We start from the raw sequence: 21,704 nt of genomic DNA, 5'->3' as shown, positions 1-21,704 counted from the left end.
TCGGCATGAAGGGGGCGCGCCCCCGCCCCTGCCGGCCGATCAGGTGCCGCCCTGCCCGTCCCCGGAATCGGCCGACACATTGCGGTCCCGCAGTTCACGCAACTTCTGTGCGATCTTGATTTCGAGCCCGCGCTCCACCGGCGCGTAGAAACCGGGCTCCGGCATGCCTTCGGGCAGGTAGTTCTCGCCCGCCGCGAAGCCGCCCTCCTCGTCGTGCGCGTAGCGGTAGCCCTTGCCGTAGTCCAGCTGCTTCATGAGCTGGGTTGGTGCATTGCGCAGGTGCATGGGCACGGGGCGGGTCCCGTCCTTCTTCACCCAGGCGCGGGCCGCGTTGTAGGCCTTGTAGACCGCGTTCGACTTGGGCGCGACGGCCAGGTACACCACGCATTCGGCCAGGGCCAGTTCGCCCTCGGGGCTGCCCAGGCGCTCGTACACCTCGGTCGCATCCAGCGCCAGGCGCAGCGCGCGCGGGTCGGCCAGGCCGATGTCCTCGCTGGCCATGCGCACCAGGCGGCGGGCCATGTAGCGCGGATCGGCACCACCGTCGAGCATGCGCACCAGCCAGTACAGCGCGGCGTCGGGGTCGGAGCCCCGCACCGACTTGTGCAGCGCGCTGATGGTGTCGTAGAACTGCTCGCCGCCCTTGTCGTAGCGGCGCATGCGCTCGCCCAGCACCTTGAGCAGCCAGGCATCGGTGATCTCGGGCAGCTTCTCCTGGGCCGCCGCCATCGCCAGGGTTTCGAGCGTATTGAGCAGGCGGCGGGCATCGCCGTCGGCGTAGGCCACCAGGCGCTCGATTGCTACATCTTCAATAGCTGGAAGCGCCTGTTCCGCCTGGGCCAGGGCCACAATCTGCTTCAAATCCTGCTCGGACAGCGGCTGCAGCACATAGACGGCGGCGCGCGACAGCAGCGCGGAGTTCACCTCGAACGAGGGGTTTTCGGTGGTCGCGCCGATGAAGGTGAACAGCCCGCTCTCCACATGCGGCAGGAAGGCATCCTGCTGGCTCTTGTTGAAGCGGTGCACCTCGTCGACGAAGACGATGGTGCGCTGCTGCATCAGCCCGTCGCGCGCTGCCTCGGCGCGTTCCACGGCCTCGCGGATGTCCTTGACCCCGCCCAGCACGGCGCTGATGCTGATGAACTGCGCATCGAACGCATCGGCCATCAGGCGCGCGATGGTGGTCTTGCCCACGCCGGGCGGCCCCCAGAGGATGCAGCTGTGCGGGCGGCCCGACTCGAACGCGAGCCGCAGCGGCATGCCCGGGCCCAGCACATGCTGCTGGCCGATCACCTCGCCCAGCGTGCGGGGCCGCAGGCGCTCGGCCAGGGGGCGGTGGAGCGCCTGCGAGGTTTCTGGGGGGGCGTTGCGGGCGGCCATCTCAGCCCTCCGCGGCGCGGGCGCCACAACGGGCGGCCGGGGCGCGCGGCCCGGTGGCGAGGGCATGCAGAGAGGGCAGTTGGCGCGACAGGGCGCCAGGAACGCAAGGATCGGCTGGCTGCGCGGCCCGGGTGCGCAGGCGGAAAACGGTCTTCATGCCGCCATTCCAACACAACCGGCCGCCGCGCTCCGGCAAGGGCACCGTCGGGAACCAGGCCGCTGGCAGCACTCCTTCTTTCTTCGCCGCGCGCGCAAGGGGAGGCACGCCCACCACCTGGCGCGCCCAGGTGACTGTGCCGGGAAACACCCGCGGCCTGAAATGGATTACCGTGGTGCCCTCGCACCGCACCCGCGGCCCTTGCCTGCCACCACCCCATGGAGTTTTCATGTCCCTTGCCGCCAATATCGTCGTCGGTCTGATCGGCCTCCTGCACGTGTACATCCTGGTGCTGGAGATGTTCCTCTGGGAAAAGCCCGCCGGACGGCGCGCCTTTGGCCAGTCCCGCGAGCAGGCCGCCGCGACCAAGGTGCTGGCGGCGAACCAGGGGCTCTACAACGGATTCCTGGCGGCAGGCCTGTTCTGGGGGCTGACGCTGGGAGACGCCGGTCTGGGCGTGAAGGTGTTCTTCCTGCTGTGCGTGCTGATCGCCGGCCTGTATGGGGCGGCCACGGCCAGCCGCAAGATCCTGTTCATCCAGTCCGTGCCGGCCGCCATCGGCCTTGCCTTGCTGCTGCTGGGGTGAGCCGCGCCCGGGCAGCCAGCGCCACCCTTGCGGTCCCTTGCGGCCGCTGGCGTCCTGCCAGAAAGCGCCAATAGCTATCTATTCAATAGCAGGTCGGCAATCCAGGCACCGGCAACCGGCCGCCGCAGAACGTTACTGCTTGACCACGTCCGCCCCGGCCGGGGGCTTGAACTGGAACGTGCCGGCGGGCAGCGCGGCATTGGCCTGCATGCCGGTAAAACGGATCAGCGAGCGCTGGCCGAAACTGTCCAGGATGTCCAGCGCCGCGAGCTGCTCGCCGGCAAAGCCCACGCGCACGCTCCTGAGCTGGCCGTCCTTGGCCTTGGGGCTGGCGAGCACCCACTGCAGGCCATCCTGATCCGGCGCGGACTCCAGCGTGAATTCGGCCTTCAGCGCCGACAGATCGGGCGCCGAGGCCAGCAGCGCCGCCGGGGTGGTGCCCAGGGCCTGCGCCTGTGCGCGCTGGGTGACCTGGTTCAGGTCCACGTCGTAGAGCCACAGGGTCTGGCCGTCGGCCACGATGGTCTGCTCGAAAGGTTTCTTGTAGACGAACTTGAAGCGCCCGGGGCGCTGGAACTCGAAGCTGCCGCTGGAATTCTTGGTGCGCGCGGTCTGCCCGTCCTTGGGCGGCGAGGTCACCGTCTGGCTGAAATCCGCCCGGCCGGTCTGCGTGCCCTTCATGAAGGACTCAAGGCTTTTCAGGCCATCAGCGCTTGCCAGTGTTGCGCTGGCAGCTATCAAAATTGCAGTGGCGATCTTTTTCAACAAAAACTCCTGTAAGGGGCATGGGCCGGGCTTGGCGCCCCGCCCGGGTCACTCGCTGCGCGCCGGCACCAAAACCTCGCGCTGGCCGCTGGTGGTCAGGCCACTGACGAGGCCCGCCTTTTCCATGTCTTCCAGCAAACGCGCAGAGCGGTTGTAGCCAATGCGCAGCTTGCGCTGCACGTACGAGATGCTCGCCTTGCGGTCCTTGAGCACCACTTCGACGGCCTGGTCGTACATGGGGTCCTTCTCACCCCCGTCGCCGCCGCCCTCCCCTGACAGATCCCCCTCGCCATCCACAGTTCCGCCTTCGAGCACGCCATCTATGTAGTCCGGCTCCCCTTGTTCCTTGAGGTAGCTGACGACACGGTGTACTTCCTCGTCCGACACGAAGGCGCCATGCACCCGGATCGGCAGGCCGGTGCCGCTCGCCATGTAGAGCATGTCGCCCATGCCCAGCAGGGCTTCTGCGCCCATCTGGTCCAGGATGGTGCGGCTGTCGATCTTGGAGCCCACCGAGAACGCGATGCGGGTCGGGATATTGGCCTTGATCAGGCCGGTGATCACATCCACGCTGGGCCGCTGCGTGGCCAAAATCAGATGGATGCCGGCCGCCCGCGCCTTCTGCGCCAGGCGGGCGATCAGCTCCTCGATCTTCTTGCCCACCACCATCATCAGGTCGGCCAGCTCGTCGATGATGACCACGATGTGCGGCAGGCGCTGCAGGGGCTCGGGCTCTTCGGGCGTCAGGCTGAAGGGGTTGTAGATGAACTCCTCGCGCGCCTTGGCTTCGTCGATCTTGACGTTGTAGCCCGCCAGGTTGCGCACGCCCAGTTTGGACATGAGCTTGTAGCGCCGCTCCATCTCGGCCACGCACCAGTTCAGGCCGTGCGCCGCCTGCTTCATGTCGGTCACCACGGGCGCCAGCAGGTGCGGAATGCCTTCGTAGACCGACATTTCCAGCATCTTGGGGTCGATCATCAACAGGCGCACATCGCGCGCCTCGGCCTTGTACAGCAGCGAGAGGATCATGGCGTTGATCCCCACCGACTTGCCCGAGCCCGTGGTACCAGCCACCAGCACGTGCGGCATCTTGGCGAGGTCTGCCACCACCGGATTGCCCACGATGTCCTTGCCCAGGCCCATGGTGAGCATGCTCTTGGCCTCGTGGTAGACCTGCGAGCCGAGGATCTCGGACAGGCGGATGGACTGGCGCTTGGCGTTGGGCAGCTCCAGCGCCATGTAGTTCTTGCCCGGGATGGTCTCCACCACGCGGATGGACACCAGGCTGAGCGAACGCGCCAGGTCCTTGGCCAGGCCCACGATCTGCGAGCCCTTCACGCCCGTGGCGGGCTCGATCTCGTAGCGCGTGATCACCGGACCGGGCATGGCGGCTACCACGCGCACCTCCACGCCGAAATCCTTGAGCTTCTTCTCGATGAGGCGGCTGGTCATCTCCAGCGTCTCGGGCGCCACGGTCTCCTGGCGCTGCAGCGGGCCGTCGAGCAGGTCCACCAGCGGCAGCTTGCTGTCGGGCATCTCGGTGAACAGGGGCTTCTGGCGCTCCTTCACCACGCGGGTGCTCTGCGGCACCTCCACCAGCACGGGTTCGATGATCTGGATGGGCTCGGGATGGTGCACCTCGCTCTCGGTGCGCTCCTCCAGCACCACCACCTCGCGCTCGCGCGCGGCCTTGCGGCCCACGGCCACGTCCTTGGCCACCTCGCGCTGGGCCAGGCGCGACTGCACCAGCGCGTCGATGCGGCCGCCCACGAACTCCGCGACGTGGCCCCACGAGAAGCGGAACACCAGCGCCGCGCCCAGCACCGCCAGCACGATGGCCAGCAGGCCCGAGCCCGTGAAGCCCAGCCACTTCACGCTGGCGGGCCCCATGATGTAGCCCAGCACGCCACCGGCATGCCCGGGCAGGAAGGATTCAAACCGGTACAGGCGCGACCATTCCAGCGCGGTGCTGGAGCACATCAGCACCACCAGGCCGGCCCAGAAAAGTGCCCGCCGCCGCATCGGGCCCGCGGCCCCCGCAACGGACTCTCCGCCGCGCATCCAGCGCGCCAGCGACGAAAGCCAGGCGCGCACGCCGGCCGCCACGCACCACCACACCGAAAACCCCAGCGCGAAGTAGCTGCCATCGGCCAGCCACGCGCCGAACCGGCCCGCCCAGTTGGCGACCATGCGCCCGCCCCGGGCGCCCGAGGTGGACCAGGCGGCATCCTGCGCCGAATAGCTGAACAGGGCCAGAAGCCAGAAAACCAGGGCCAGCAGCCCCACCATGAGGCCGATTTCATGGCCAAAACGGGCAGCGCCCGTGCGGGGCGGCGACTTGGCCGCCGCCGATGCATTCAGGGTATTGAGGGAATAGGTCATATGCGTGCCGGGCGAGCTTACCCCAAGCACCGCAGAGGGTGTGTGCCGAAAGGCAGCCACACCGCGGCGCCGTCAACCCAGGGCGTTCAGCCGCTCCTTGAGCAGGGTGGCGCCGCTGGGCAGGACCTCGACGAAGCCACGCTCTTCCAGGTCCTTCATCACGCGGCTGACCATCTCGCGCGAGGCGCCCACCATCTTGGCCAGGTCCTGGCGCGAGATCTTGTCCTTGATCACGAGCTGGCCCTGGGCATCCGGCAGCGCGAAGTCCAGCAGTGCATGGGCCACCCGGCCGTACACGTCCAGCAGAGCCAGCGACTCGATCTTGCGGTCGGCATGGCGCAGGCGCTTGACCAGGCCGCGCATCACGACCAGCGACATCGAGGCGTTCTCGGTCAGGCAGCGGGCGAACTCGGCGCGGCCGAGCATGAGCACGTCGGTCTGCACCTCGGCACGCACCGTGGCCGAATGGGGTTCGTTGTCGATGATGCTCATCTCGCCCAGGTAGTCGCCCTGCGAGAGCGTGGCCAGGATCACCTCGCGCCCCCGGCTGTCGGAGGTCATCACCCGGGCGCGTCCCGTGAGCAGGATGAACAGCGCATTGGACTTCTGCCCCTGCTCCACCAGCGCCTCGCCCCGCTTGAAGCGGCGCTTGATCACCGCGCCACTGATCACCTCGGCCTGCGTCACCGTCAGCAGCGAGAACAGCGGAACCCGGCGCAGCAGGTCCAGGTTGGACAACATCGTCGACATGAAAACTTCTCCTCTCAGGTGCGCGACCCAACCGGAGTCGCAACGGGTCATCAATGGGTTCTTACAATCGCCGTGATTGAAAAAGGGGCCGCTTGCACCCACGGCCGCCGGTTGATACTCGGCGGCTCAGCCCCAGCTTTCCCAACAGCGCCCCATGTAGCGGGCGCAAAACACAGGCTTTTACCATGTCCACCACCCAACACGCGAAAGTTCTGATCCTTGGCTCTGGCCCTGCGGGCTACACCGCTGCGGTTTATGCCGCCCGCGCCAACCTGAACCCGGTGCTCATCACCGGCATGGCCCAGGGCGGCCAGCTGATGACCACGACCGAGGTGGACAACTGGCCCGCCGACGTGCACGGCGTGCAAGGCCCCGAACTGATGCAGCGCTTCCTGGAGCACGCCGAGCGCTTCAAGACCCAGATCATCTTTGACCACATCAATAAGGTCGATTTCAGCCAGCGCCCCTTCACGCTCACCGGCGACAGCGGCACCTACACCTGCGACGCGCTGATCCTGGCCACGGGCGCCTCCGCCAAGTACCTGGGCCTGCCTTCGGAAGAGGCCTTCATGGGCAAGGGCGTGTCCGGCTGCGCGACCTGCGACGGTTTCTTCTACCGCGAGCAGGACGTCTGCGTGGTCGGCGGCGGCAATACGGCGGTGGAAGAAGCGCTGTACCTGTCGAACATCGCCCGCAAGGTCACCCTGGTGCACCGCCGGGACAAGTTCAAGGCAGAGCCCATCCTGGTGGACAAGCTCAACGAGAAGGTCGCGGCGGGCAAGATCGAGCTCAAGCTGTTCCACACGCTCGACGAAGTGCTGGGCGACAACACCGGCGTGACCGGCATCCGCGTCAAGAGCACCAAGGACGGCAGCACGCAAGACATCCAGCTGCAAGGCTGCTTCATCGCCATCGGGCATGCGCCCAACACCGAGATCTTCCAGGGCCAGCTGGAGATGGAAAACGGCTACATCATCACCCAGGGCGGCCTCAAGGGTTTTGCCACCCAGACCAGCGTGCCGGGCGTCTTCGCCGCGGGCGACGTGCAGGACCACGTGTACCGCCAGGCCATCACCAGCGCCGGCACGGGCTGCATGGCCGCGCTGGACGCCCAGCGCTTCCTGGAACAGGAGAGTTGATCAAAAACTGGGCATCAGGCTATAATCTGCGGCTTTGCTGAATTCGGCCCGTTTTTGCGGTCCTTTCGAAACAGGCAAATCGGGTTACCGCCACCCTTTATTCTGGCGAGGTGAGGCCGCAAGCCAACCTGGGGAAACAACCCCAGGGCCCAGCGAACGGCCGTTAAAAGTATCGGAGTGTCCTCATGGCACGCGTCTGCGACGTAACGGGCAAGAAGCCCATGGTCGGAAACAATGTTTCCCACGCCAACAACAAAACCAAGCGCCGGTTCCTGCCGAACCTGCAATACCGCCGTTTCTGGGTCGAGACCGAAAACCGCTGGGTTCGCCTGCGTGTTTCGAGCGCTGCCCTGCGTTTGATCGACAAGAACGGTATCGACTCGGTGCTCGCAGACCTGCGCGCACGTGGTCAGGCTTAAGGAGAAGCACCATGGCAAGCAAAGGCGGACGCGACAAGATCAAGCTGGAATCCACTGCGGGTACCGGCCACTTCTACACCACGACCAAGAACAAGAAGACCATGCCCGAGAAAATGCTGATCATGAAATTTGATCCAAAAGCTCGCAAGCATGTGGAATACAAGGAAATGAAGCTGAAGTAATCGTTCAGCCTCGTTTTCTCCCCAAAGAACCGCCCGGACCCAGGGCGGTTTTTTTATGCCTGTTTCCGCCTGCGCCTGCCCAGAGCCGGGCGGAGGGCAGCGCTGGTGGCCCCCTAGGCAACCTTGCGCGAGGCGGGCGCCCGCACGGCCAGCTGGTCCGCCATCAAGGCACCCAGCGTGCGGTAGCCCTCCTCCACCTGCGCGGTGAAGGGCATGCCGCAGCTCAGGCGCAGGAAATGTTCATAGCGCCCCGTGTTGGTGAACATGGGCCCGGGGGCGATGCGGATGCCGTTTTGCAGCGCCTGGTCGTACAGCAGCGTGGACGAAATGCCGGCCGGCAGCTCCAGCCACAGGCTCAAACCTCCCGGAGGCAGGCTCAGCCGCGTGCCGGTCGGAAAGTAGCGGGCCACGGCCCGCGCGGACTGCTCCCGCTGCAGGCGCAGCTGCACACGCATGCGGCGCATGTGGCGTTCATAGGCCGGGGAATCCACGCTGCGCGCGGCCAGCAGCTGCGACCACGTCTGCATGTTGCGCGTGCGGGCGAACTTGAGCATCTGCACCCGGGCCTGCCAGCGCCCCGCGCTCATCCATCCCTGGCGCAGGCCGGGGGCGAAGCTCTTGCTGAGCGAGGCGCAATAGATCACCTGCCCTGCATCGCCCGGCCGGTCCCAGGCCTTGGCGGGGCGCAGCATATGCGGCGACTCCACGAATTCGCGGTAGATATCGTCCTCGATGAGGGCCAGGCCATGCTCCACGCACAGCGCCACCAGGCGCTCCTTGTGCGCGTCGGGCATCACGCTGCCCTGCGGCATCTGCAGATGAGGAACCACCACCACGCCCTTGAGCCGCGGCTCGTTGCGCGCGGCCAGTTCCAGCGCCTCCAGCGATATGCCGGTGTGGGGGCTGCAGGGAATCTCCAGCGCGCGCAGCCCGCGCACCTCGATGGCCTGGAGGATGCCGAAGAAGGTGGGCGATTCGACGGCAATCACATCGCCCGGCTCGGCCACCGCATCCAGGGCCAGGTTGACCGCCTCGGAGTTTCCGTGGGTGGCGCCGATGTCCGCCGGGGCCACGCACACGCCAAAGGTGAGCGCATGCCGCGCCATGGCCTGCTGGAACTCGGGATGCGTCGTGGGTGCCGAAGGGCCATACACCAGGATGTCCGGCTGCTCCCGCAGCAGGCCATGGGCAAGCCGGTTGAGCGCCTTCGCATCGAACAGGCTGGGCGCCGGCATCGCGCTGCCCAGGTCCAGCGGCAGAGGGCCTGCACGGCGGGCCTTGTCCAGAAAAACCGAAATGCGCTCATTGATACCCGCAAAGGCTTGGGGGTCGCTGGCCAGCGGTTCATGCACCTCGGGTTCGCGCGCCTCCGGGAGCGCCACGCCGCCCAGTTCGCGCACGAAGTAGCCCACGCGCTCGCGCGCCTCCACGCACCCCTGGGATTCGAGGTGGCGCAGCACCTGCAGCGCCGTGGTCAGGCTCACCTGATGGCGCTGGCACAGTTCGCGCACGGACGGCATGCGCATGCCGGGCTTAAGGCTGCCCGCGGCGATCGCCTGCTCGTACAAGGCCGCCAGTTGGCGGTAGAGGGGAGGTTCCCGGGTGTCGGAGGAGCGTGGCATGGCTGGAGAACGAAGGATGCCGCTGCGCCATGGGATGGGCGCCGCAGCCGGTCTGTGGATGGTGCCTGAACGCCATCCACGGGTACAGATACAGGAAAGGGCAGAAGCAACCATAACAGCATGCCCGCTATCGCTGCTGTTCTACCTCCTCACGGGGGAGCGTGTACCTGTTGCGGCGGGGCGGCATTTCCTACGCTCAAGCCCTCGCTACAGCCTTTTGTCCCCGGAGGACCCGCACCATGAAACCGCGCCCCCAGCCCACCGCCATCCCCACCCCTTTCCTCACCCTGCATATCGCGCCCGGCCAGAGCCTTTGGGCCTGCCTCGCACCCGGCAGCCGGGTGCACGCGACCCGGGGGGACGTGGCCATCCGCCTTGCGCCCCGCTCTCTCGGGCACGCGCTGCACTCGCCACCATTGGCGCGGTTGAAGGCGGGCGACCACCTGCCGTGGGTGGTGGAGCACCGCCAGGCCACCTGGGTGCAGCTTGGCAGCGCCACGCAGGGCCCGGCGGAAGTCAGGATCGTGGAAGGCACACCCGTGTCCGGACTGGGCCAGAAAGCCTGGAGACGCCTGCTCAGGGCTTTCTCGGCGGGCGGGAAGGCCCGCAAGGAGGGGACACTTGGCGGCGCCTTGCACGCCGCACGGTGAAGCGGCAAGGCGGCAGAAAAGACAAAGGCCTTGCCGGACGGCAAGGCCTTTTTCCTTCGCATCCGGGCGCCGCGGCAGGCGGCCGGCTGTCTCTAGGCCTGGGCCGCACGCAACCGCAGCGAGAACTCGCGCAGCGCCGCAATGCCGCTTTCCTCGGCGCGGCGGCACCATGCCTGCAGATCGGCCGTCAACTGCTCGCGGGAGTGCGAGGTATTGAGCCACAGTTGGCGCAATTCTTCCCGCATGGTCACCATCTTGTCGAGGGCCGGGTGCGCGGCGCGCGCCTGGGCCAGTTGCGGCAGGGCCACGGCAGGCACCTTCTCCGCATCGCGGTGAAGCCAGCGCTTGGCGGCCTTGAGCACCGACGCATCGGCCTGGCGCGCCTGCAATGCGGCAATCTCCTCCTTGCAGGCCTGGCGCACACCGCGCGCATAACCGGCCATCACCTCGTAGCGGTTGGCGATGAGGGCCTCCAGCGTCTTTTCGTCCGCCACGGGCTTCACATCGCCCAACTGCAGCTTGGGTGGAACCTTCTTGACGGTGGCCCAGCCGATCTTCTTCATCAAACTGATGTAGACCCAGCCGATATCGAACTCATAGGGCTTGACCGAGAACTTGGCCGAGGTGGGGTAGGTATGGTGGTTGTTGTGCAGTTCCTCGCCGCCAATGATGATCCCCCAGGGCGCCAGGTTGGTGCTGGCATCCTGCGCCTCGAAGTTGCGGTAGCCCCAGTAGTGGCCCACGCCATTGACCACGCCCGCCGCCCAGAAGGGAATCCAGAGCATCTGAACCGCCCACACGGCAGCGCCCAGGGCACCGAACAGGGCGAGGTTCAGGATCAGCATGAGGCCCACGCCCTGCCAGCCGTAGCGGGTATAGACGTTGCGCTCCATCCAGTCATCCGGCGTGCCGTGGCCGAACTTCTTCATGGTCTCCATGTTCTTCGACTCGGCGCGGTACAGCTCGGCACCACGCCACATCACGGTATCGAGGCCCCGTGTCTGGGGACTGTGCGGGTCGTCCACCGTTTCGCACTTGGCGTGGTGCTTGCGGTGGATCGCCACCCATTCCTTGGTGACCATGCCCGTGCCGATCCACAGCCAGAAGCGGAAGAAGTGCGAGGGGATGGCATGCAAATCCAACGCGCGGTGCGCCTGGGCGCGGTGCAGGAAAATCGTGACCGCCGCGATGGTGATGTGGGTCGTCGCCAGGGTGTACAGGATGATCTGCCACCAGGCCAGGTTCCACAAACCATGGCCGAGCCAGTCAATGGCGGCGTTCAGCACAGCCCAATCGGGTAACAGCATATTCGGGAAGCCTTACTACAGAGAACCCGCTCGCCAGCGGAGCGGGTACCTGATTTTAGAGGGAGTACCCCGTGCAGAGTTCAGGGGTATCCACAGTATTTACGCGTATTTAGAAACTTTAGAGCGGTAACTCAGCTCTTTTTGGACCAGATGGCGGCGAAAAAGCCGTCCGTCTGGTGCAGGTGGGGCCACAGGCGCAGAAAGCCACTGCCTGTCTCGCCGCCACTGCACAGGCCCTTGGCCCCCTCGACCTTGAGCTGCTCCAGCAGTTCGCCGGCGTCTAGCAGTTCGAAATCAGGGTGCGAGGCGCTGAACGCGTCCGCGATGGCCTCGTTTTCCTGCGGCAGGATGCTGCAGGTGGCATACACGAGGCGGCCGCCGGGTTTGAGCAGGCGCGCCGCGCTGTCCAGGATGGCGGTCTGCTTGGCCACCAGCTCCTCGACGGCCTTGGGCGACTGGCGCCATTTGAGGTCAGGATTGCGGCGCAAGGTACCCAGGCCCGAACAGGGGGCGTCCACCAGCACGCGGTCGATCTTGCCCGCCAGCCGCTTGACCCGGTCATCGCGCTCATGGGCGATGGCGGCGGGGTGCACGTTCGACAGGCCGCTGCGTGCCAGGCGCGGCTTCAGCGCATCCAGGCGATGCGCCGACACGTCGAACGCATAGAGGCGCCCCGTGCTGCGCATGCCCGCGCCGATGGCCAGCGTCTTGCCGCCCGCCCCGGCACAGAAATCCACCACCATCTCGCCGCGCTTGGCGTCAAGCAGCAGGGCCAGCAGCTGCGAGCCTTCGTCCTGCACCTCGATGGCGCCGCGCGTGAACGCATCGAGCTTGGTCAGCGCAGGCTTGTCGTCAATGCGCAGGCCCCAGGGCGAATACGGCGTGGGGCTGGCCTTGATGCCGGCCTTGGCGAGCTCCTTTTGCACATCGGCGCGCTTGTCCTTGAGCGCGTTGACGCGCAAATCCAGCGGCGCGCTCTGGGCCAGGCTTTCCACCAGCGGCCAGAAGCCTTCGCCCAGCTGGTCCTTCAAGGGCTTGACGAGCCATTCGGGCAGGTTGTGGCGGTGGCGCTCCATCAGGTCATCGACCGTGACGGCGTCGCACTGGTCGAGCCAGTTCTTCTCCTGGTCGGTCAGTGCGCTCTTGAGGAAATCGCGCGGGCCGTAGAAACCCAGGATGGCCAGGCGGCGTTCCTTGGGGCCCGAGCCGGAAGGCGCCATGTGGTCGAACAGCAGCTTCTTGCGCAGCACGGTGTAGACCGTTTCGGCCAGCGTGGCCCGCTCGCGGGGCCCCAGGCCCCGGTTGTCGCGGAAGAACCGTGACACCACCGCGTCGGCGGGGTGTTCAAACGTGAGGGTGAGCCTGACCAGTTCGGCGCAGGCGTCGAGAAGAACTTTGGGATGCATCCCCGTATTGTCCACCCCCTGAGCTGCTTCCCGTCACCCCCCGGAGGGGTACGCCGTGTGCAACTCACCGTGCAGACGAGAAAGGGACGAGCAAAAAGTTGGCCATCAACGGGTATAGATCGGATCGAACGCATGGCGCTCGATTTCCTTGAGCGAAGGAGATTCGCCCGCCCACAGCGCCAGCGCGGGGCCCGGAAGGCTCAGATTGCGCTCCAGGGCGCGGCACAGGTGGTAGCGGCTTTCGTCGTCCATGCCTGGCAGCTCCAGGAACACCAGGTACGCACGACGCTGCGGATGCTCGCGCAGGTTTTTGCGCACCAGCCAGCAACGGGCGAGGGGCGCACAACGGGCCAGCTCCGATTGCAGCTCGGCCAGCTCGAAGGAGCTCAGGTCGTGCCGCACGATCTGGCTGAAGAACGAGGTGCCCGACAGCTCTTCCCAGGCCCGCTCCTCCGACTCCTGGGCGCGCTCCAGCCGTTTGCGCCACTGCTTGAAGGCGGCGGCATCGTGGTCCAGACCCAGGCGGGGTGTCTCCAGCTCGGCCAGGGCGGTGCGTGCCGCCCAGTAGCGGTCGCTGCTGCCCGCCTCCCACACCCGGTGCAGCAGCTGGAGCTTGCTCTCGCGGTCATCGTCGGGCAGGCAAGGCACCAGCCCGCGCAGGGCGGCGGGGTATTCGGGACTGCGTTCCAGCGCCAGCTCGTAGAGGGCACGCACATCGGCACGGGGGTCCAGATGGCGCTGGAGGCGCGCCAGCTCCACCAGGTCGGCGGCGCTGCTCTGGGCGGTCGATGCACCCAGGGCCTCGGCACGTGCGCGCACGCGCCCCAGCCACGCATGGTGCTGCTTCCACTCCGTGGCGTTGTCGCGGCACCACTGCTTGTCGAAGTGGGCCACCCAGCGCCTGGCCTCCGTGCCCAGCAGGGCCAGCGCGTTGCCGCGCGACCAGTCCGGCAGCGTGGGCGTTGCGTCCAGCGCCTCGATGCGGTCGCGCAGGCCAGGGTGGGTGTCGTCCACGCTGCTCAGGCGCTTGAGCGCCTGGCGCAGCGCGTCGTTGGCGAACGCCGGGTCGGGGGCTTTCGCCAGGCAGCGGCGCATGGCGCGATAGGGGCCCACGGGAAGCGGGTTGCCCGCGGCCTCGCACCAGTGGTTTCCCCAGAATTCCGCCTGCAGCCACGCGCCACGGATCTCGATTTCAGCCAGCGCGGCGGCCGCCACCTCTCGGCCCAGCAGCTTGCCCGCGATGCGATCGGCCTCGTACTCGTCCTGGCGCGCCAGCGCGAAGGTCTTGGCGGAAAAGCGCGGAAAGTACCACCGCATGAAGGCCTGCGTGGCGGCGGCCACCGGGCCTTCGTCGTCCGCCAGGCTGTGGTTCAGGCGCATCCAGGACAGCCGCGTGCGGTAGATCCACGCCGCAAACCGGCCATGGTCGCCGCGCAGATGCCCGTATTCATGCGCCAGCACGGCCAGGAAACGCGGCCGATCCAGTGCCATGAGCAGGGGCAGCCCGATGCTCAGATGGTTGACCGCGCCCCCCAGCAGGCCAAAGCGGGGCAGCTGCTGGATGCTCGCGTTGAACTCGTCGTTCAGCGTGACCTTGTGGATGGGCGGGCCCTTGATCTTGCGGCGGATGCGGTCGAGCGCCTCGAACAGTTCGGGCGCTTCCAGCACCGTGATCTCCACGCCGGCGGGTGCGTCAAAGCGCACCCACAGGGCCCGCAGGCTCACCCACAGCAGGCCGCCAGCCCCCAGCAGCAGCCACACCATGGCAAAACGAAAGCGACCGTGCAGGAGCTGCGGCACCACCCACGCCAGGATGCCCACGGCCAGGGCCAGGCAGCCGAGCACCCACGCATAGCCCAGCGCCGCGAACGCGGCCACGCTGCGGCGGTACGCTCGGCTGTTGTCGGCACTGGCATGCTCGCTCATGCGCACCATGTGCACAAAATCTGCCTGATCCACTGGCGTCCCCCCACTCTTGGTTGATTTTCAGCCGCCATCCTAACCATGAACGACAACGACCTCCCCGCGCTCATCCGCACCCCGCCGGGCCTGTACCGCCACTACAAGGGCATGCTCTACGAGGTGATCGACACCGTGCGCCACAGCGAGACCCTGGAGCCCATGACGCTGTACCGCGCACTCTATGGCCAGCGGGGGCTGTGGGTACGCCCCGCCGCCATGTTCGAGGAGCAGGTGCTCATCGATGGCGTGGCGCGGCCCCGGTTCGAGAAATGCGGCGACGAGGCCGGTCCCGGCTGAACCCGGTCCGGCCACGCCACGGCACGGCACGCGCGAAGGCGGTATCGGCCAGCTGGAACGCGTTGCGCTGGCGCCACGGGTTTCTGGTCGCGCAGGGCGACATGCCCCCGAACGCAGGGCACCTACCCCGACGGCCCGCCGCGTCCTACAGCGCCCCGGCCAGATGCGGCCTACCGTGGGCTCTGGGCCCGCATGCCCTGGCACCCGGTGGGAGGCTGCCAGCTCCCTGCAGCATTCCTCCCACCCCCACCGCCGGGCACGGAGGGCCCGGCTTGATCCCAGGAGGTTCCCATGGGCTATCTACTCCAAGGGCTGTTCGGAGAACGCTCACTCACCAAGGTCGCCGGCCTGTTTGCCCAGCAAAGCCAGGCCGAGACCTCCATGGCGCAGATGCTGCGCATCGGCGGCCTGCAGGCCGGACAGGTCCGGCTGCTGGGCCCGCAGGATGCGCGCGCATCGCGCCGCGACCTGTTCGCGCGCTCGCTCGAGCCGGAACCGCGCGGCATTGCCCGCACCTTCTTCCAGACCCACATCGTGGTGGGCGCCGTCGGGGCCGTGGCAGGCCTGGCGCTCTTTGCATGGTTCTATAACGCAGGCCACCCCATGATCGTGAGCAGCTCCCTGCTGGCCTTCATCGCCCTGGTGGGTTTTGGCACCACGTTCGGCATGCTGGGCGGGGGGCTCCTGTCGATGCGGCCCGACCACGTCCTGTTCATCACCAAGGTGCGCTCGGCGTTGCGCCACAACCACTGGGCTGTGGTCGCCCACCCCACCAGCGCGGAGCAGGCGGCCAGGGTCAAGGAGGTGCTGCAGGGCCACTCGGCCGAGGTGGTCAGCACCCTCTAGCCCGCTCACCACGGCGCATCCCCGCGCAACGGCGGGTGCGCTACAGGGCCCGCACCAGCGCCCGCACGGCGCGGGGGTAGATCACGTGTTCCTGCGTGAGCACGCGGGCAGCCAGGGTGTCTGCCGTGTCGCCCGGCAGGACTGGCACCACCGCCTGGTCCAGGATGGGCCCGACGTCCAGCTCCGCCGTCACCTGGTGCACCGTCACCCCCGCAAACCTGCAGCCCGCGTCGATGGCGCGCTGGTGCGTGTGCAGCCCCGTGAAAGCCGGCAGCAAAGAGGGGTGGATGTTGATCAGCCGCCCCGCATAGTGCGCCACGATGCCGGGCGTGAGGATGCGCATGAACCCGGCCAGCACCACCAGCGCCGGGGCGTGGCGGTCGATGGTGGCGGCCAGTGCGGTGTCAAATGCCTCGCGGCTCGCGAACGCCCTGTGGTCCAGCGCCTCGGCGGCGATGCCCTGCTCGCGCGCGAAGGCCAGGCCGGCGGCCTCCGGCTTGTTGCTGACCACGGCGGCCACACGGGCGCCATGGCGCTGCTCCCAGTTCTCCTGCTGCGCGGTCCGCACGATGGCGGCCATGTTGGAGCCGCTGCCGGAGATCAAAATCACGATGTTCTTCATAAATTGCACTGCGACGCTCAACCCCGGATTATCCCTGCCATGCCATTCGACCCCGCAAACCACCCCCTGACCCCGAACGAGGCCCGCGTGCTGGCCACGCTGATGGAAAAAGCCCGCACCGTGCCCGACAGCTACCCCATGTCGCTCAACGGCCTGCTCACGGGCTGCAACCAGAAGACCAGCCGCGACCCGGTGATGCACCTGAGCGACGCCGACGCCCAGGAGGCCTTGGACTCGCTCAAGCTCCTCACGCTGGCCTTCGAGACCACCGGCAACCGCACCACGCGCTGGGAGCACAACTTCCAGCGCGGCGTGGGCGTGCCCGAGCAGTCGGCCGTGCTGCTGGGCCTGTTGATGCTGCGCGGGCCGCAGACGGCGGGCGAGCTGCGCATCAACGCCGAGCGCTGGTACCGGTTCGCCGACATCTCCTCGGTGGAGGCCTTCCTCGACGAGCTGCAGGAGCGCAGCCCCGAAAAAGGCGGCCCGCTGGTGGTGCTGCTGCCCCGCGCGCCTGGCGCGCGCGAGCAGCGCTGGGCGCACCTGCTGTGCGGGCCGGTCGATACCCACAGCGCCGCCGTTCCCGCCCCGGGCAGCGGCGGTGGCGGCACGCCGGCCGCACTGCAGGCGCGGGTGGAGGCGCTGGAAGCCCAGGTGGCGGGCCTGCGCGCCACCGTGGAACGGCTGTGCGCCGAGCTGGGCATCGCCCCCGCGCCGGATGGAATGTCGCCACCCGGACAGGAATAAAACGAACGACCGTGCTACAAACAGGACTTCTCAGGAGACAAGCCGCATGGATCTCGCATTCACCCCCGAAGAACAGGCCTTCCGCGAAGAAGTTCGCGCATGGGTCCACGCCAACCTACCCCAGGAAATTTCCCACAAGGTCCACAACGCCTTGCGCCTGACCCGTGCAGACATGCAGGGCTGGGCCAAGATACTGGGCAAGAAGGGCTGGCTCGGCTTCGGCTGGCCCAAGGAATTCGGCGGCCCTGGCTGGACCGCCGTGCAAAAGCACCTGTTCGAAGAAGAGTGCGCGCTCGCCGGCGCGCCGCGCATCATCCCCTTCGGCCCCGTGATGGTGGCCCCGGTGATCATGGCCTTCGGCAATGCCGAGCAGCAAAAGCGCTTCTTGCCCGGCATCGCCAGCGGCGAAGTCTGGTGGAGCCAGGGCTACAGCGAACCGGGCTCGGGCTCGGACCTGGCCTCGGTCAAGACCCGCGCCGAGCGCGTGGGCGACAAGTACATCGTCAACGGCCAGAAGACCTGGACCACGCTCGGCCAGCACGGCGACTGGATGTTCAACCTGGTGCGCACCAGCACCGAGGGCAAGCCCCAGACGGGCATCTCCTTCCTGCTGCTGGACATGAAGTCCAAGGGCGTGACCGTGCGCCCCATCAAGCTGCTGGACGGCGAGTGCGAGGTCAACGAGGTGTTCTTCGACAACGTCGAAGTGCCCGCCGAGAACCTGATCGGCGAAGAGAACAAGGGCTGGACCTACGCCAAGCACCTGCTCTCCCACGAGCGCACCAACATCGCCGACGTGAACCGCAGCAAGCGCGAGCTGGAGCGCCTGAAGCGCATCGCCAAGACCGAGGGCATGTGGGACGACCAGCGCTTCCGCGACCAGATCGCCTTGCTGGAAGTGGACGTCGTGGCCCTCGAAATGCTGGTGCTGCGCGTGCTCTCGGCGGAAAAATCGGGCAAGAACTCGCTCGACATCGCCGGCCTGCTCAAGATCAAGGGCAGCGAGATCCAGCAGCGCTACGCCGAACTGATGATGCTGGCCGCCGGCCCGTTCAGCCTGCCCTTCATCGAAGAAGCGATGGAAGCCGGCTGGCAAGGCGACTTCCCCGGCGGCGTCATCGCCAACGCGCCCCTGGCGTCCACCTACTTCAACCTGCGCAAGACCACCATCTACGGCGGCAGCAATGAAGTCCAACGCAACATCGTGGCTCAGACCGTCCTCGGCTGAACCCAAGTTCCAGGAGACAAGAACATGGATTTCGATTTTTCTGACGACCAGGAACAACTGCGCGATGCGGTGCGCAAGTGGGTGGACAAGGGCTACACCTTCGAGCGCCGCCGCGCCGCCGTGGCCGCTGGCGGTTTTGACCGCGCAGCGTGGGGCGAGCTGGCCGAGCTGGGCCTGACCGCACTCACCGTGCCCGAAGCCCACGACGGCATGGGCCATGGCGCCATCGACGCCATGGTGGTGGCCGAGGAACTGGGCCGCGGCATGGTGCTCGAGCCCATCGCGCAGGCCTTCATCGCCAGCAGCGTGCTGTCGCAATACGGCACTGCCGCCGTGCAAGCCGCCTGGCTGCCCCGCGTGGCCAGCGGCGAGGCGCTGGTGGTACTGGCCTACCAGGAGCGCAAGGCGCGCTACCGCCTGGACGTTTGTGAAGCAAAAGCCACTCAAGCGCAATCAGGACATGCGGTAACAGCTACAAAAAGCATAGTAGCCGCCGGTGACCAGGCCGATGCCTTCATCGTGCCGGCGCAGCTGGACGGCAAGATCGCCCTCTTCCTCGTGGAACGTTCGGCCGCTGGCGTGAGCACGCGGGGCTACGTCACGCAGGACGGCAGCCGCGCGGCGGAAGTGCAGCTGGCCAACGCCCCCGCCACGCTCATCACCACCGACGGCCTGGCCGCGCTGGAGCTGGCCGTGGACACCGGCATCGCCGCCACCTGCGCCGAGGCCGTGGGCGTGATGGACAAGACGGTGTCGCTGACCGTCGAATACATGAACCAGCGCAAGCAGTTCGGTGTGTTCATCGCCAGCTTCCAGGCGCTGCGCCACCGCGTGGCCGACATGAAGATGCAGCTGGAGCTGGCCCGTTCGATGAGCTACTACGCCAGCCTCAAGCTGGGCGCCCCGGCCGCCGAACGCCGCGCCGCCATGGCGCGCGCCAAGGTGCAGCTGGGCCAATCGATGCGCTTCGTGGGCCAGCAATCGGTGCAGCTGCACGGCGGCATCGGCGTGACCGACGAGTACATCGGCAGCCACTACTTCAAGAAGCTCACGCAGCTGGAAATGACCTTTGGCGATACGCTGCACCACCTGGGCGAGGTGTCGAGCCGCATGCAGGACACCGCAGGCGTGTTTGCCTGAAGAGGACTGTCACGCAACCATGCAATGCTCGTGGGCCCACCGGTCCACGGGCATTTTTTCTTTCTGGAGCCCCCCATGAACAACACGCACTTGCTGCCACGCCGCTCCCTTCTGGTGGCCGCCGCTGCCGCCGCCAGCCTGGCCCTGGCGGGCTGCGCCACCCGCAGCCCCAGCCTGGCGGAGGCGCCGCCCATCGTCTTCGTGCATGGCAACGGCGACACCGCCGCGCTGTGGCAGACCACCGTGTGGCGGTTCGAGTCGAACGGCTGGCCGCGCGAACGCCTGCACGCCATCGACGTGCCCTACCCGCTCTCGCGCGACGAGGACGGCAAGCCCCAGCCCGGCCGCACCTCGGCGGCGGAGCACATGGCCTACCTGAAGGCCGAGGTGGACAAGGTGCTCCAGGCCACCGGCGCCCGGCAGGTCGTGCTGGTGGGCAACTCGCGCGGCGGCAATGCCATCCGCAACTACGTCTACAACGGCGGCGGCGACCAGACCGTGAGCCACGCCATCCTCGGCGGTACGCCCAACCACGGCGTGTGGGCGGTTCCAGGCTTTCGGGAAGGCAACGAGTTCTCGGGCACCGGCCCGTTCCTCAAGGCCCTGAATGCCGCCAAGAACGCCGCAGGGGACGAGGTGAGCGGCCCGGTGAAATGGCTGACCGTCCGCTCGGACAACAACGACAAGTTCGCCCAGCCCGACGGCGTGTGGATCGGCGCCAAGGGCACGGCCACCAACGTCACGGCCGCAGGCCCCGAGCTCAAGGGAGCCACCAACGTGATCATCCCGCGCATCGACCACCGCGAGACATCCTATTCACCCGCCGCGTTCGAGGCCACCTACCGCTTCATCACCGGCAAGGCCCCGGCACGCACCGAGATCGCCGCCGAGAAGGCCGTGGTGCTGAATGGCAAGGTCACCGGCCTGGGCGTGGATTCCACCGACCCCAGGACCGGCAATTTCAGCAACAACCTGCCCCTGCCGGGGGCGCAGTTGGAGGTGTACACGACCGACCCCGCCACCGGCGCCCGCACCGGCGGCGCCTTGCTGCGCAAGGCCGTGGGCGCGGATGGCCAGTGGGGCCCGCTCGCCGTCCCCACCGGCTCGCCCATCGAGTTCGTGATCACCGCGCCCGGCTACGCCACCACCCACATCTACCGCAGCGGCTTCCCGCGCGGCAGCGACCTGATCCACCTGCGCCCTGAACGCATGGCCGACGCGGACAAGGGCGCGGACAGCATCATCACCCTGGCCCGCCCCCGCGGCTACCTGGACCCGGCGCGCGACAGGATGCTGCTGGACGGCGCCCCGCCCGCTGGCGTGCCCCCCGGAGCGGGCGTGGCATCCGCCAAGGTCAAGCCCGCTGGCGGCGTGCGCAGCATCGCGGCCGAATTCAACGGCGAACGGGTAACGGGCCAGACCTGGCCGGCGGCGCAAGGGCATGTGGTGATGCTGGAAATCAGCCAGTAAGCAAGGCGCCGGCAGCGGCATGCATGAAAAAACCCCACGGGCGGCAAGCGCCCGTGGGGTTGTTTTTTTGTCCTGGGAGGGAAAGCACGCACGGGCGTCAGTGCGAGTGCCCCCCATGGCCTTCGCGCTGCTTGAGGCTGTCGACGATGTTGACGGTCACGCCGTTGGGCAACACCATGTCCGAGGGCTTCATGCCCGGCCTGCAGTCTCCCAGGCGGCGCCCGCTGAACTGCGTCACGCCGGCGTTGCCGTGGGGAACGGGCGGGGAATAGGACACCTCGAACTGCCCTTGGTAGGACTCCTGGAAGTCGCCCGACAGCTGGATGCGCGCGGTGACCCGGTTGTCGTGCACGAAACACACCGTCTGGACGTCGAACCGGATGCCGTTCTCTCCCTTCTTCACGCGTGTTTCATGGCAATGCTCCTGCCCCGGAACCACGGCAAGCAGGGTCACCGCGTCCACCTGGGGCGTCGTGCACTGCAGCACCTTCTGCTGGCGCATCACCGACTGGCCGGCAGCGGCGATGGAGACCTCCCACAGGCCCGGCTTGCGCGCCGGCAGGGTGTCGGCCTGGGCCAGCGGCAGGCCCAGCGAGAGGGACAAAGAGGCGGCTACAACGAGAGGTTTCATGGATTCAGGGGGGTAACGG

Annotated in this window: 21 protein-coding genes; 11 read left to right on the top strand and 10 right to left on the bottom strand. The window is 67.4% G+C overall.

All coding sequences use genetic code 11. The annotated features are described in order from the left end of the window. Nucleotides 1–39: 39 nt before the first annotated feature. A complete protein-coding gene (locus tag AC07OC_RS14050) occupies nucleotides 40–1,380 on the bottom strand; it encodes a replication-associated recombination protein A (RefSeq protein ID WP_218340021.1) in 1,341 nt (446 codons plus the stop codon). Nucleotides 1,381–1,766: 386 nt separating this feature from the next. Here AC07OC_RS14050 and AC07OC_RS14045 point away from each other — a divergent pair, with 386 nt between their 5' ends. Further along, nucleotides 1,767–2,123 (top strand): DUF1304 domain-containing protein, encoded by a 357-nt coding sequence (locus AC07OC_RS14045; protein ID WP_218340020.1) that lies wholly within the window; start codon nucleotides 1,767–1,769, stop codon nucleotides 2,121–2,123. A 132-nt stretch (nucleotides 2,124–2,255) separates the two neighbouring features. Here AC07OC_RS14045 and lolA read toward each other — a convergent pair whose 3' ends face one another. The 3 genes from lolA to AC07OC_RS14030 all read right to left on the bottom strand — a co-directional run bounded on the left by lolA (nucleotide 2,256) and on the right by AC07OC_RS14030 (nucleotide 6,020). Next, nucleotides 2,256–2,888 carry an outer membrane lipoprotein periplasmic chaperone LolA gene (gene lolA / locus AC07OC_RS14040; RefSeq protein ID WP_218295727.1) on the bottom strand — a complete coding sequence of 211 codons (633 nt, stop codon included), beginning with the start codon at nucleotides 2,886–2,888 and terminating at the stop codon, nucleotides 2,256–2,258. A 48-nt stretch (nucleotides 2,889–2,936) separates the two neighbouring features. Further along, nucleotides 2,937–5,270: a DNA translocase FtsK gene (locus AC07OC_RS14035; protein WP_218340019.1), complete on the bottom strand. Its 2,334-nt coding sequence runs from the start codon at nucleotides 5,268–5,270 to the stop codon at nucleotides 2,937–2,939. Between the two features lie 72 nt (nucleotides 5,271–5,342). After that, nucleotides 5,343–6,020 (bottom strand): Crp/Fnr family transcriptional regulator, encoded by a 678-nt coding sequence (locus tag AC07OC_RS14030; protein ID WP_218295729.1) that lies wholly within the window; start codon nucleotides 6,018–6,020, stop codon nucleotides 5,343–5,345. 185 nt (nucleotides 6,021–6,205) lie between these two features. On the opposite strand from AC07OC_RS14030, the gene trxB reads away from it, so the two are divergent. The 3 genes from trxB (at nucleotide 6,206) to rpmG (ending at nucleotide 7,760) form a co-directional block, all read left to right on the top strand. Beyond that, nucleotides 6,206–7,159 (top strand): thioredoxin-disulfide reductase, encoded by a 954-nt coding sequence (trxB, locus tag AC07OC_RS14025; protein ID WP_218340018.1) that lies wholly within the window; start codon nucleotides 6,206–6,208, stop codon nucleotides 7,157–7,159. A 185-nt stretch (nucleotides 7,160–7,344) separates the two neighbouring features. Continuing rightward, nucleotides 7,345–7,578: a 50S ribosomal protein L28 gene (rpmB, locus tag AC07OC_RS14020; protein WP_007859763.1), complete on the top strand. Its 234-nt coding sequence runs from the start codon at nucleotides 7,345–7,347 to the stop codon at nucleotides 7,576–7,578. 11 nt (nucleotides 7,579–7,589) lie between these two features. Then, nucleotides 7,590–7,760 carry a 50S ribosomal protein L33 gene (rpmG, locus tag AC07OC_RS14015; RefSeq protein ID WP_008904999.1) on the top strand — a complete coding sequence of 57 codons (171 nt, stop codon included), beginning with the start codon at nucleotides 7,590–7,592 and terminating at the stop codon, nucleotides 7,758–7,760. A 113-nt stretch (nucleotides 7,761–7,873) separates the two neighbouring features. On the opposite strand, the gene AC07OC_RS14010 is transcribed toward rpmG, so the two are convergent. Beyond that, nucleotides 7,874–9,382, bottom strand: a complete 1,509-nt coding sequence (locus AC07OC_RS14010; RefSeq protein ID WP_218340017.1) for an aminotransferase-like domain-containing protein — start codon at nucleotides 9,380–9,382, stop codon at nucleotides 7,874–7,876. Nucleotides 9,383–9,621: 239 nt separating this feature from the next. Here AC07OC_RS14010 and AC07OC_RS14005 point away from each other — a divergent pair, with 239 nt between their 5' ends. Next, nucleotides 9,622–10,032, top strand: coding sequence for a hypothetical protein (locus AC07OC_RS14005; RefSeq protein WP_218295732.1), 411 nt, complete (start codon nucleotides 9,622–9,624; stop codon nucleotides 10,030–10,032). Nucleotides 10,033–10,124: 92 nt separating this feature from the next. Here the strand turns inward: AC07OC_RS14005 and AC07OC_RS14000 are convergent, their stop codons facing one another. The 3 genes from AC07OC_RS14000 to AC07OC_RS13990 form a co-directional block, all read right to left on the bottom strand. Further along, nucleotides 10,125–11,339 (bottom strand): DesA family fatty acid desaturase, encoded by a 1,215-nt coding sequence (locus tag AC07OC_RS14000; RefSeq protein ID WP_218295733.1) that lies wholly within the window; start codon nucleotides 11,337–11,339, stop codon nucleotides 10,125–10,127. A gap of 131 nt (nucleotides 11,340–11,470) precedes the next feature. Next, on the bottom strand, nucleotides 11,471–12,745 hold the full coding sequence (locus tag AC07OC_RS13995; RefSeq protein ID WP_218295734.1) for an RsmB/NOP family class I SAM-dependent RNA methyltransferase: 1,275 nt from the start codon (nucleotides 12,743–12,745) through the stop codon (nucleotides 11,471–11,473). A 105-nt stretch (nucleotides 12,746–12,850) separates the two neighbouring features. After that, nucleotides 12,851–14,704, bottom strand: a complete 1,854-nt coding sequence (locus AC07OC_RS13990) for a M48 family metallopeptidase (protein ID WP_218340015.1) — start codon at nucleotides 14,702–14,704, stop codon at nucleotides 12,851–12,853. A 45-nt stretch (nucleotides 14,705–14,749) separates the two neighbouring features. Here AC07OC_RS13990 and AC07OC_RS13985 point away from each other — a divergent pair, with 45 nt between their 5' ends. Continuing rightward, entirely contained in the window at nucleotides 14,750–15,004 is a 255-nt protein-coding gene (locus AC07OC_RS13985; protein WP_218340014.1) for a DUF1653 domain-containing protein, read from the top strand. A gap of 291 nt (nucleotides 15,005–15,295) precedes the next feature. Then, the gene (locus AC07OC_RS13980; RefSeq protein ID WP_494601545.1) at nucleotides 15,296–15,850 is read left to right on the top strand and encodes a hypothetical protein; all 555 of its coding nucleotides are present in this window, start codon (nucleotides 15,296–15,298) and stop codon (nucleotides 15,848–15,850) included. A gap of 40 nt (nucleotides 15,851–15,890) precedes the next feature. Here AC07OC_RS13980 and purN read toward each other — a convergent pair whose 3' ends face one another. Then, nucleotides 15,891–16,472: a phosphoribosylglycinamide formyltransferase gene (gene purN / locus AC07OC_RS13975; protein ID WP_494601543.1), complete on the bottom strand. Its 582-nt coding sequence runs from the start codon at nucleotides 16,470–16,472 to the stop codon at nucleotides 15,891–15,893. Nucleotides 16,473–16,511: 39 nt separating this feature from the next. On the opposite strand from purN, the gene AC07OC_RS13970 reads away from it, so the two are divergent. The 4 genes from AC07OC_RS13970 to AC07OC_RS13955 all read left to right on the top strand — a co-directional run bounded on the left by AC07OC_RS13970 (nucleotide 16,512) and on the right by AC07OC_RS13955 (nucleotide 21,054). After that, entirely contained in the window at nucleotides 16,512–17,216 is a 705-nt protein-coding gene (locus AC07OC_RS13970) for a YceH family protein (protein ID WP_494601541.1), read from the top strand. Nucleotides 17,217–17,262: 46 nt separating this feature from the next. Further along, on the top strand, nucleotides 17,263–18,444 hold the full coding sequence (locus AC07OC_RS13965; protein WP_494601539.1) for an acyl-CoA dehydrogenase family protein: 1,182 nt from the start codon (nucleotides 17,263–17,265) through the stop codon (nucleotides 18,442–18,444). Nucleotides 18,445–18,468: 24 nt separating this feature from the next. Further along, entirely contained in the window at nucleotides 18,469–19,584 is a 1,116-nt protein-coding gene (locus AC07OC_RS13960) for an acyl-CoA dehydrogenase family protein (protein WP_494601537.1), read from the top strand. A 75-nt stretch (nucleotides 19,585–19,659) separates the two neighbouring features. Continuing rightward, the gene (locus AC07OC_RS13955; protein ID WP_494601535.1) at nucleotides 19,660–21,054 is read left to right on the top strand and encodes an alpha/beta fold hydrolase; all 1,395 of its coding nucleotides are present in this window, start codon (nucleotides 19,660–19,662) and stop codon (nucleotides 21,052–21,054) included. A gap of 97 nt (nucleotides 21,055–21,151) precedes the next feature. On the opposite strand, the gene AC07OC_RS13950 is transcribed toward AC07OC_RS13955, so the two are convergent. Continuing rightward, nucleotides 21,152–21,685, bottom strand: a complete 534-nt coding sequence (locus tag AC07OC_RS13950; RefSeq protein WP_494601533.1) for a DUF3617 domain-containing protein — start codon at nucleotides 21,683–21,685, stop codon at nucleotides 21,152–21,154. Nucleotides 21,686–21,704: the final 19 nt, after the last annotated feature.

The organism is Acidovorax sp. GW821-FHT10E04, from assembly GCF_059415185.1.
This window is presented reverse-complemented; position numbering and strand designations above follow the sequence as displayed.